At 45.4% G+C, this 11,807-nt stretch carries 10 protein-coding genes; 9 read left to right on the top strand and 1 reads right to left on the bottom strand.

Features of this window, described 5'->3' with window-relative positions:
* Positions 1-194 precede the first annotated feature (194 nt).
* From M1L52_RS04555 to deoC, 8 genes are all read left to right on the top strand, one after another.
* Positions 195-764 carry an NUDIX hydrolase gene (locus M1L52_RS04555; RefSeq protein ID WP_248613714.1) on the top strand — a complete coding sequence of 190 codons (570 nt, stop codon included), beginning with the start codon at positions 195-197 and terminating at the stop codon, positions 762-764.
* 126 nt (positions 765-890) lie between these two features.
* The gene (gene mnmG, locus M1L52_RS04550) at positions 891-2,786 is read left to right on the top strand and encodes a tRNA uridine-5-carboxymethylaminomethyl(34) synthesis enzyme MnmG (RefSeq protein WP_248613711.1); all 1,896 of its coding nucleotides are present in this window, start codon (positions 891-893) and stop codon (positions 2,784-2,786) included.
* A 130-nt stretch (positions 2,787-2,916) separates the two neighbouring features.
* The gene (locus M1L52_RS04545; protein ID WP_248613709.1) at positions 2,917-3,444 is read left to right on the top strand and encodes an adenine phosphoribosyltransferase; all 528 of its coding nucleotides are present in this window, start codon (positions 2,917-2,919) and stop codon (positions 3,442-3,444) included.
* Positions 3,445-3,511: 67 nt separating this feature from the next.
* Positions 3,512-5,371, top strand: coding sequence for an excinuclease ABC subunit UvrC (uvrC, locus tag M1L52_RS04540; RefSeq protein WP_248613708.1), 1,860 nt, complete (start codon positions 3,512-3,514; stop codon positions 5,369-5,371).
* 97 nt (positions 5,372-5,468) lie between these two features.
* Positions 5,469-5,921, top strand: a complete 453-nt coding sequence (dtd, locus tag M1L52_RS04535; protein WP_248613707.1) for a D-aminoacyl-tRNA deacylase — start codon at positions 5,469-5,471, stop codon at positions 5,919-5,921.
* 56 nt (positions 5,922-5,977) lie between these two features.
* Positions 5,978-6,226, top strand: coding sequence for a hypothetical protein (locus M1L52_RS04530; protein WP_248613704.1), 249 nt, complete (start codon positions 5,978-5,980; stop codon positions 6,224-6,226).
* Entirely contained in the window at positions 6,223-6,570 is a 348-nt protein-coding gene (locus M1L52_RS04525; RefSeq protein WP_248613701.1) for a nucleotide pyrophosphohydrolase, read from the top strand. Before M1L52_RS04530 ends, M1L52_RS04525 begins: the two co-directional genes overlap by 4 nt.
* 115 nt (positions 6,571-6,685) lie before the next feature.
* On the top strand, positions 6,686-7,618 hold the full coding sequence (gene deoC / locus M1L52_RS04520; protein ID WP_248613695.1) for a deoxyribose-phosphate aldolase: 933 nt from the start codon (positions 6,686-6,688) through the stop codon (positions 7,616-7,618).
* Between the two features lie 220 nt (positions 7,619-7,838).
* Here the strand turns inward: deoC and M1L52_RS04515 are convergent, their stop codons facing one another.
* The gene (locus M1L52_RS04515; RefSeq protein ID WP_248613690.1) at positions 7,839-8,816 is read right to left on the bottom strand and encodes a polyprenyl synthetase family protein; all 978 of its coding nucleotides are present in this window, start codon (positions 8,814-8,816) and stop codon (positions 7,839-7,841) included.
* Between the two features lie 138 nt (positions 8,817-8,954).
* Between M1L52_RS04515 and polA the strand changes: the two genes are divergently transcribed.
* Entirely contained in the window at positions 8,955-11,723 is a 2,769-nt protein-coding gene (gene polA / locus M1L52_RS04510; protein ID WP_248613688.1) for a DNA polymerase I, read from the top strand.
* Positions 11,724-11,807: the final 84 nt, after the last annotated feature.

Genomic DNA, 11,807 nt, shown 5'->3' with positions numbered 1-11,807 from the left:
ACAGATTAAATTGTTAGTGTTGTTTGCAAAATTACTGTTTTTTTCGCAATAATACCATCAAAGTTTGGGAAAATGCTCTGTCATAGTGAAAAAAGAAAAAACATTTCTTTGTTTTACCCTTAACTTTTAGTAATATTGCAAATTCTAAGCAAACAGTTTCTATTTTTTAATAGGCCATAAGTAATCGTTTTTCAATGGAACACCCTCTAAAGACGTTTCAGTACTGTCCCGTCTGTGGCAGTCATGAGTTCGAAGAGAACAACATCAAGAGCAAGCGTTGCCGCTCATGCGGTTTTGTCTATTATGCCAACGCGTGCTCTGCCACCGTGGCATTCATAGTACGTTCAAAGAACGGACAGGGCAAGCCCGACGAACTGCTCGTGGCACGCCGCGGAAAAGAGCCTGCTAAAGGCACTCTCGACATCGTTGGCGGCTTCGTGGACATGGAGGAGTCGGCCGAGGAAGGACTGCTTCGCGAGATCACTGAAGAGACTGGCATGACCGTTACAATGGAAGACGTGAGATATCTTTTCTCCATTCCTAATCTATACGAATATAGCGGCATGACCGTCCATACGCTCGACATGTTCTATCTCGTACGTGTGGATGCCGATGCAGAGCCACATGCCCACGACGATGTTGCCGAACTGCAATGGATACCTTTCAATAAGGTTGACCCGTCACTCTTCGGCTTGCGAAGCATAAGCCAGGGAGTGCATCGATTTATAGCGGAGAGAGAACGGTTTTTAAGAGGTGAGAAGTGAGAGGTAAGAGGTGAGAGGATAGTTGGATAAACGCAGAAAACTAAGAGAAAAAGGAGTAAAAGAGCTAACCTCTTACCTCTCACTTCTAACCTCTAACCTCTAAATATATAACAATAAGAAGATAAAATGATATTCAATTACGACGTAATAGTTGTTGGTGGCGGTCACGCAGGCTGTGAAGCAGCGAGTGCCGCAGCAAGGATGGGAGCAAAGACCTGTCTGGTGACTATGGACATGAACAAAATAGCACAGATGTCATGCAACCCTGCTGTAGGCGGCATTGCCAAAGGACAGATTGTGCGCGAGATAGATGCCATGGGTGGACAGATGGGGCTTGTTACCGATGCCACTGCCATACAGTTCCGCATGCTCAACGTGGGCAAGGGACCCGCTGTATGGAGCCCACGTGCACAGTGCGACCGTGGAAAATTCATCTGGGAGTGGCGCCGCCGTCTTGATGAAACCGACAATCTTGACATATGGCAGGATCAAGTAGATGAATTAATTCTAGAGTCAGGGAAAGCGATGGGGGTTAAGACCATCTGGGGCTGTGAGCTTCGTGCTCCAAGCATCGTCATCACTGCCGGCACATTCCTCAACGGATTGATGCACATAGGTCGTAAGATGGTTGCTGGCGGACGTATAGCAGAGCCTGCAGCGCTGCATCTCACCGAGAGCATCACACGTCACGGCATACGCTCAGCACGCATGAAGACGGGCACACCGGTACGTATTGACAAGCGTAGTGTGGACTTCTCAAAACTGCGCCAACAGGATGGCGAACAGCGCTCCTATCGTTTCTCTTATTTAAACGAGAAAAGAGAGCCCCTACCCCAACTGCCATGCTGGGAATGCTATACAAACACTGCCGTTCACGAGATGCTCCGGTCAGGACTGGCGGACTCGCCGCTATATAACGGACAGATACAGTCCATAGGGCCGCGCTACTGTCCATCGATAGAGACAAAACTTGTCACTTTCCCCGACCGTGACCTGCACCTGCTCTTCCTTGAGCCAGAGGGATGCGATACCAACGAGATGTATCTTAACGGTTTTTCTTCTTCGTTACCAATGGACGTACAGATAGCCGCTCTACGACTTATACCAGGACTGGAACAGGCACATGTATATCGTCCTGGCTATGCCATAGAATACGATTTCTTTGATCCCACACAGCTGAGTCATACGCTGGAGTCAAAAGTGGTGAGCGGATTGTTCTTCGCAGGACAGGTGAACGGCACAACGGGCTATGAGGAAGCTGCCGGACAAGGACTCGTGGCAGGCATCAATGCAGCGCTGAAAGCGGGTTCAATTGGCGGCGATGGTTCAGACAAAAAGACATTTACTCTCGCTCGTGATGAAGCTTATATTGGCGTTCTAATTGATGATCTCGTGACAAAAGGCGTGGACGAACCATACCGCATGTTCACCTCAAGAGCCGAGTATCGCATACTTCTCAGACAGGATGATGCCGACGCACGACTAACTGAACGTGCCTACGAAATAGGTCTTGCGACAAGAGAACGCTACGATTACTGGATGAAGAAAAAGACAGAAATCGAAGAAATGGAACTGTTTTGTAAGAACCTCCCCATCAAGGCAAAGGAGATTAATCCAAAACTGGAAGCACTGGGCACCACCCCACTACAGTTTGGCGTTAAACTCGAAGAACTTATCGCTCGTCCACAGCTTAACTTCAACAATCTGAAAACAATAATTCCAGAATTAAACGAACGTATTAATCATATCACCGAACGACAGGAAGAAATTGCTGAAGCAGCAGAGATACGAATTAAATATAAAGGATATATAGAACGTGAGAAAATCGTTGCAGAGAAGATGCATCGCTTGGAGAATATCCGAATACCAGCATCATTTGATTTCAATGCAATAAACAGTCTTTCTACCGAGGCAAGACAGAAACTAACAGCTATACGTCCGGTGTCACTCGCCCAGGCAAGCCGCATACCTGGCGTAAGCCCGAGCGACATCAACGCACTTCTTGTATTAATGGGCAGATGAGAGAGGTGAGAATTGAGAGGTGAGAATTGAGAGGTGAGAATTGAGAGGTGAGAATTGAGAGTTATAAGAAACAATTCATGGTTGTTTCACGTGAAACTTTTTGAGTGTTTAACAACATAAAATAATAAATATGAATAACAAAGTATTAATGGATAATCTGCGTTGTATACCAGATTTTCCGAAAAAGGGAATTAACTTCCGCGACGTAACAACACTTTACAAGAGTGGTGAATGTATGCAAATTATGCTCGATGAATTGTATGAGCTTTATAAGGACAAGGGCATAACAAAAATCGTTGGAATCGAGAGTAGAGGATTTGTAATGGCAAGTGCATTGGCTGGCAGACTAGGTTGTGGAGTTGTTCTCGCACGCAAACCAGGAAAGCTTCCTTATGCAGTCATCAAAGAATCATTCTCAAAGGAGTATGGAGTAGATACAATTGAGATGCATCTCGATTCCATCGACAACGATGATGTTGTTTTAATACATGACGATTTGCTTGCTACCGGTGGAACCGCAAAAGCTGCATATAACCTCGTACAGCACTTCAAGCCAAAGAAGGTAATGATGAACTTTATTATAGAAATTACTGACGAAGGACTTCATGGTCGTGATCTGTTCGAAGGAATCGAGCTGACAACACTTTTGAAGATATAATTCCCTACCCCTCCCTTAAAAAGAGAGGGGTTTTGTGTTGAAAAGTTTCACGTGAAACAAAAGCAAGATGACAAAGGAAGAAAACGAGAAGCGCTTGGCTTATCTAAAAAGTATTGTAAGTCGTCTGCCTGAAAAGCCAGGCAGCTATCAATACTATGACGATAAACACGAGATAATATACGTAGGAAAGGCAAAGAACCTTAAGTCTCGTGTGTCTTCATATTTTCACACGGAGGTTGACCGATTCAAAACTAAAGTGCTGGTGTCAAAGATATGGGACATTAGCTATACGGTCGTAAACACCGAAGAGGACGCCTTGCTACTCGAAAATTCGTTGATAAAGAAATACAACCCTCGATACAATGTCTTACTTAAAGACGGTAAGACCTACCCTTCCATCTGTATCACCAACGAATATCTTCCTCGTATTTTCAAGACAAGAAACATAAATAAAAAATGGGGTACATACTATGGGCCATATAGTCATATAGGCACGATGTATGCCATTCTTGAATTGATAAACGACCTCTATAAGCCGCGAAAATGTCGTCAGCCAATGACAAAAGAGGGCATTGAAAGCGGCAAATATCAGGTTTGTTTGGAGTATCACATCAAGAACTGCTACGGACCTTGCGTCAACAAACAGAGCTACGAAGACTATCAAAAAAACATTGCTCAGGCACGTGAGATTCTAAAAGGAAACACTCGACAGATTTTGCGTGACATGAAAGCGGAAATGATGGCCCTCGCAGAAGATCTTCGCTTTGAAGAAGCCGAGGAACTTAAGAAGAAATTCGTGGCTCTCGACTCGTTTGTTGCACGTAGTGAAGTGGTCTCGCACACCATAACAGACGTTGACATATTCACTATAACCAACGACGAGAATACGGCTTTCATAAACTATCTGCATGTGTCGAATGGCAGCATAAACCAGTCGTTTACCTTTGAGTTCAAGAAGCGTCTTGCCGAGAATGAAAAGGAACTTCTGCAGCTAGGAATAGTAGAGATGCGTGAGCGTTTCAAGAGCAATTCAAAGGAGATTATAGTGCCTTTTGACCCAGAGATGGAGCTTGAGGGAGTAAGATTCACCATACCTAAACAAGGCGATAAAAAGACGCTGTTAGAGCTCTCAGAGATGAACGGAAAACAATATAAGTTTGACCGTTTGAAACAAGCTGAGAAGCTCAATCCTGAACAGAAACAAGTACGTCTGATGAAAGAGCTTCAGGAGAAGCTTGGGCTACCAAAGATGCCATATCAGATAGAGTGCTTTGACAACTCCAACATTTCAGGAACGGATGCTGTCGCAGCTTGTGTGGTGTTCAAAAAGATGAAGCCTTCAAAGAAAGACTACAAGCATTACAACATAAAGACAGTTGTTGGACCAGACGACTATGCATCGATGAAAGAGGTTGTACGCCGTCGTTATGAGCGACTCATTGAGGAACAGCAACCCCTACCCGACCTCATCGTTGCCGATGGTGGTAAAGGGCAGATGGAAGTCATTCGTGAGGTTATACAGGACGAACTGAACATCAACATTCCTATAGCCGGTCTTGCCAAAAACGACAAGCATCGTACTAACGAACTATTGTATGGATTTCCTCCCCGCACCATACAGCTGAAAGTGGAGTCAGAGCTATTCCATGTGCTCACCCAACTACAGGACGAGGTGCATCGTTTTGCCATCACTTTCCACCGTGACAAGCGCTCAAAACATGCATTACACTCAGAACTTGACGATATACATGGCATTGGTCCAAAGACGAAAGAACTCCTTCTCAATAAACTTAAGAGTGTTAAGCGCATAAAAGAGGCTGATATACAGGCACTTACAGATGTCTTAGGAGCTTCTAAAGCACAGATAATCTATGATTATTTCCACACCGATAAAGGACTAGAGTCAAAAGAAAGAGAAGCAAAATAGTCAAAAACACATAAATAGTTTTGCGAAAACAATAAAAATAACTATCTTTGCCAAAACAAGTAAAAATCCATAAGATAATCCCAGTTTACAAGACTATATGAGAGCTGTAATTCAACGCGTAACAGAAGCATCTGTGACCATTGACGGCAACGTACATGGCAGCATCGGCAATGGCTATATGATACTCTTGGGCGTATGTGAAGAGGACAATCAAGACGACGTGGAGTGGCTGGTGAAAAAGATAGTTAACCTGCGTGTTTTCGACGATGAAAATGGCGTGATGAACAGAAGCATAATGGATGTGGGCGGTGACTGCCTCGTCGTTAGCCAATTCACGCTATTTGCAAGCTACAAGAAGGGTAATCGTCCCTCTTGGCTTAGAGCAGCCCGTCACGAGATTTCCGTGCCCTTATACGAGCTCTTTTGCGGTCGTTTGAGTGAAGAGATGGGACGCACTGTTGCAACTGGCATCTTCGGAGCTGACATGAAGGTCGCCTTGATCAATGACGGTCCAGTAACAATATGCATGGATACTAAGAACAAAGAATGAAGCCCACCCCTAACCCCTCCCCAAGGGAGTGGGATTAAATTAGATAAATAACGGTAATGAAGAAATATCTAAGAGAGATAGAAGTATCGAGCATGATTCTTATGATGATTGGTGTTATTCTCTACGTCGTAGGGAAACCATCATGGGCTACATGGGTTATCCTGATTGGCATAGCAATATGGGTAACAGAAGTCATCTATAAGGCATTCCACTGGGAGGCTTACCGACGAGATAATACCCAAAACATCATCATCATGCTTGTCTGCACAGTAACGTTATTCATAGTACTATTATTGAACCGATGACAATACAGGAAGCACAACAGACTGTTGACCAGTGGATACACGAATATGGTGTGCGCTACTTCTCTGAACTGACCAACATGGCCGTTCTCACAGAGGAGGTGGGCGAGCTGGCAAAGATCATTGCCTGTCGCTATGGCGAACAGTCGTGGAAAGCCACCGACGAGCGTGCAAAGGATAATGGCAAGGCAGCGTTAGGCGACGAGATGGCCGACGTTCTTTGGGTGCTCCTCTGCCTGGCAAACCAAACTGGAATAGACCTCACCGAAGAGCTTCAGAAATCGATAGAAAAGAAAACCTCTCGCGATAAAGACAGACATCATAATAACCCCAAACTCAAAGAATAAAAATACAAAATATAAGCTAATATTTCGACCACAGGTCGAGTCTCAAATTCAAATAATTCCAGAAAAAAGAATTCTCCAATTCTCTAATTCTTGATATAATAAAAAATCATTTACTATGAGCGAACATCATCATGATCACGAGCATGAGCACAATCATGCACAGCCAACGAGCCGCATTGAAGAGGCTCTGAAGAAGTATAACCTCGACATCACTGACGAGGAAGTGAAGGAAGCAGTTAAGAAAATCATTGCAGAGAAAGTACATGAGAACGATACACCAGAGGTAAAGAAATTCCTGTTGGGAAGTGTTGAGCTCACCACCCTGAAGACCACTGACTCTGAGACCTCTGTTATGGCCTTCACAGAGAAGGTGAACCAGTTTGAAGAGGCTTACCCCACCCTGCCCCACGTGGCAACAATCTGCGTCTATCCTCGCTTCGCTAAGACCGTTAGCGAGACCCTCGAGGTAGAAGGTGTAGAGGTTGCTTGCGTCAGCGGTTCGTTCCCCAGCAGCCAGAGCCTCATTGAGGTAAAGACCATCGAGACACAGCTCGCCATTAAGGACGGTGCCACAGAGATTGACATCGTGCTGCCTGTAGGTTCTATGCTTGAAGGCGACTACGAGACCGTTGTAGATGAGATTCAGCAGCAGAAAGAAGCATGCGGTGAGCATGACATGAAGGTCATCCTTGAGACAGGCTGTCTGAAGACCGCAAAGAACATCAAGATTGCCTCTATTCTCTCAATGTATGCCGGTGCCGACTATATCAAGACATCTACAGGAAAGCTCGAGCCTGCTGCTACACCAGAGGCTGCCTATGTGATGTGTCAGGCTATCAAGGAGTACTACAATGAGACAGGCATACAGATTGGTTTCAAGCCTGCCGGTGGTCTTAACAGCGTCATGGACGCCCTCATCATGTACACCATCGTGAAAGAAGTTCTGGGCGAGAAATGGCTTACCAACCACTGGTTCCGTATGGGTACCAGTCGTCTGGCAAACCTGCTGTTGAGCGAGGTTGTAGGTGAAGAAGTAAAATTCTTCTAAAAACCCACCCAAGCCCTCCAGAGGGGAGGGATGTTTATAGACAAGAGAACGTTTCAAAATTACTACAACGGATTTCACGGATTAAACGGATTTAAGCCCTACTGATAATCAGTAACTTAGAAAATCCGTTTAATCCGTGAAATCCGTTGTTCTTAAAAGAAATCTTGTGTTTTGACAGATACTCTTTTATTTCCCAAAATCTTGCTTGAAAGTTTAGATATTAGCTCTTTCTTTCAATCACAAAGTCTATATAGGCAGTCAAGGCATCACTGATGCTCTTGTCCTTCACGTTTTCATCAATATATTTCTGACAGAGCCGATGATAGTCGCGCATACGCTGCTCAGCATATTCTATGCCTCCTGCCTTCTTTGAAAATTCCACAAGAACGGCAATCTCATCTGCGTTCACCCCACCCTGCTTAACCTTCAGCGCGAGGTTCATCATTGAGTCCATCTTATTCGAATTCAGAGCGTAGATAACTGGAAGAGTGAGCTTTCCTTCTGCCATGTCGGCACCTGTTGGCTTACCTATCTCCTGAGAGTCATAATAATCAAAGATATCATCGCGTATCTGGAACATTATGCCCAGGTCCTGTCCAAACTGACCGGCCTTAAACACATCGTCCTCACCGGCACCGGCGGAAAGGGCACCAATAGCTGCGCAGGCCTCAAAAAGAGCTGCCGTCTTATTCTTTATTATCTGGTAATAAACCTCTTCTGATATCTCCTGATTACGGATGTTTGTCAGTTGCAGAATCTCACCTGCTGCAAGCGTACGACCCAGCTCAGCCAGATATTCTACTATACGCTTATTACCGGTCTTAGCAACATGGAGAAGAGCCGTAGAAAGGATATAGTCACCAACCAAAACAGCTACCTTATTGTTATAGGATGCGTTCACACTTGCCTGTCCGCGACGCTCCTGACTCTCATCAACAACATCATCGTGAACGAGAGATGCCGTGTGAAGCAACTCAAGACCTACTGCAGCATGCTGTGAAACTTGTGTCACCTCACCATAGTTCTTTGCCATAAGAAGTATGAGCATCGGACGCATGCGCTTTCCACCACGCTGACGAATGTGTGAAAGGGCACTTGAAAGAAGTCCATCCTCATGCTGTAATGACGAATTAAATAGTTCGATGAAATCGAGCAATTCCTGTTCAATAGGCTGTTTGATAAGGTGCAAGTAATCCATGTCAAAATAAAATTTGTGACAAAATTAGTGAAAAAGTTCGGTATATGAGAAATAATTTAGTAATTTTACACGAAAATTATATTGTAGGGCACATTCACAATGTACTTTACCACACCCGAAACAAACAATAATAAGATAATGAACAAACTGTTTCTTCTTGATGCCTACGCGCTCATCTACCGTTCTTACTATGCGTTCATAAAGAACCCACGTATAAACTCCAAGGGCTTGAACACCTCAGCCATTATAGGTTTTGTGAACACCCTGCAGGAAGTGCTGGAAAAAGAGAAGCCCACACATATAGGCGTAGCTTTCGACCCTCACGGCCCCACATTCCGCAGTGAGGCCTACCCTGCATATAAGGCACAACGTGAGGCAACACCAGAGGATATTCGTCGTGCCATACCCATCATCAAAGAGTTGCTTGAAGCCTATCGAATCTCAGTGATACAGGTCGATGGCTTTGAAGCTGACGATGTCATCGGCACATTGGCAACAAAGCTAAGTGACGAAAAAGACCTTGAAGTCTTCATGCTCACCCCCGACAAGGATTATGGACAGCTTGTCAGTGATAACGTGAAGATCTTCCGTCCTCGCCATGGTGGAGGCTATGAAACAATGGGCCCTGCCGAGGTGTGTGAGAAGTACGGAATTGAAAAAACAGCCCAAGTCATCGATTTGCTGGCACTCATGGGCGACTCTGCCGACAACTTCCCCGGTTGTCCTGGCGTAGGCGAAAAGACCGCCGTGAAACTTATCAATGAATTCGGTTCCGTGGAACAGCTCCTTCAGCGCACCAGTGAACTGAAAGGCGCGCTGAAGACAAAAGTAGAGAGTCATATTGACGATATCAAGTTGAGCTACTACCTCGCAACGATAAAAACCGATGTGCCGACAGACATCACACTCGACTCATTGAAGCTTCAGAATCCTGATGAAGAGAAACTCGACAAGATTTTCACCGAACTGGAGTTTAAGAGCTTAAAAGACAGAGTTCTTAAAAAAGTTGAAAAGAAGCCAAAACCTGCTAACGGAGAGCTTTCTCTCTTTGATTTCTTCTCGGCCGAGAGCCAGACTGAAGAAAAAAACACGAGTTTTGAGAGCGTTAAAACAGTGGCTCATAATTACCAACTCATTGATACTGAGGAGAAAATGCTTGAAATTTTTTCGATTTTCAAGACAAAAAATATTCTCTGTTTAGATACAGAGACCACTTCTACCTCTCCAATCGATGCCGAATTGGTGGGTTTGAGCTTCTCAGTGACACCTCACGAGGCATTTTATGTTCCCATTCCTGCCAATCGTGAAGAAGCGTTGCGAATTGTTAATATCTTTAAACCGTTGTATGAAGACCCTGAAATTTTGAAGGTCGGACAGAACATTAAATACGATTTAGAAGTTTTAAGGAATTATAACATTCACCTCTCTGGACCCATGTGGGACACCATGATAGCCCACTACCTCATCCAGCCCGAGCTTCATCATAACATGGACTATATGGCTGAGGTCTATCTCAACTATCAGACAGTCCACATTGACGAACTGATTGGTCCGAAGGGAAAGAATCAGCGGTCTATGCGCGACCTACAACCAAGCGAGGTCTATGAATATGCATGCGAGGATGCCGATATCACACTACAGTTGAAGGAGAAGCTGGAGCCAGAGCTGAAACGTCTCGAATGCGAGCGTCTGTTCTACGACATAGAGATGCCTCTCATGCCAGTGCTGGCAGAGATGGAGATGAACGGTGTATGCCTTGACACAGCCTCACTCAACGAGACATCGAAGGCGTTCACAGACCGAATGAATGAGATAGAGCGACGTATCTACGAGCTGGCAGGACAGTCGTTCAACATAGCCTCCCCAAAGCAGGTTGGCGAGATTCTCTTCGACAAGCTGAAGATTGTTGAGAAGGCAAAGAAAACCAAGACCGGCCAGTATGTGACCTCAGAAGAGGTGCTCATGCAGTTGAAGAACAAGCATGAGATAGTAGCCGACATACTTGAACACAGAGGCTTAAAAAAGCTTATCGGCACATATATCGATGCCCTTCCGAAGCTCATCAACCCTCGTACAGGACATATCCATACATCGTTCAACCAGACCATCACCGCCACTGGACGACTATCGAGCAGCGATCCAAATCTCCAGAATATACCTATCCGCGGTGAGGACGGCAAGGAGATAAGAAAAGCCTTCGTGCCGGAGCCTGGCTGTCTGTTCTTCTCTGCTGACTACTCTCAGATAGAACTGCGTGTGATGGCCCATCTGTCGCAGGACGAGAACATGGTGCGCGTCTTCCGTGAAGGCAAGGACCTGCACGCTGCCACCGCTGCTAACATCTACAAGAAACCTATAGAAGATGTTACCCGCGACGAGCGAACGAAGTCTAAGCGCGCTAATTTCGGCATCATCTACGGCATCACCGTCTTCGGACTGGCAGAGCGTCTTGACATCAGTCGCGACGAGGCTAAACAGCTCATTGACGGCTATTTCGAGACCTTCCCACAGGTACACGACTACATGGAACGTTCTAAACAGATGGTGCGAGAGAAAGGCTATGCCACTACCCTCTTCGGTCGTCGTCGCTATCTGCCCGACATCAACTCTCAGAACGCCACCGTTCGCGGCTTTGCTGAGCGCAACGCCATCAACGCCCCCATCCAGGGAACGGCAGCCGACATAATAAAAGTTGCAATGATACACATCTTCGAACGCTTCAAGAAGGAAGGTATCCGTTCAAAGATGATTCTGCAGGTACACGACGAACTTAACTTCTCAGTCTATCCCGAAGAGAAAGAGCAGGTGGAGCGCATCGTGATGGAAGAGATGCAGGCAGCCTTCCCTCTCAGCGTTCCCCTCATAGCAGACTCAGGCTTCGGACAGAACTGGTTAGAGGCCCACTAAACTAACAGAGTGCACTGTTAATTACATCATGATTGTTTAGGAACTTATTGATAATATAAACTAAGGAGCTAAAGTTATAAGTAT

Source organism: Prevotella sp. E13-27, from assembly GCF_023217965.1.
Lineage (GTDB): Bacteria > Bacteroidota > Bacteroidia > Bacteroidales > Bacteroidaceae > Prevotella.
Note: the sequence above shows the minus strand (reverse complement) of the source record. Positions and strands in the feature narration are given on the sequence as shown.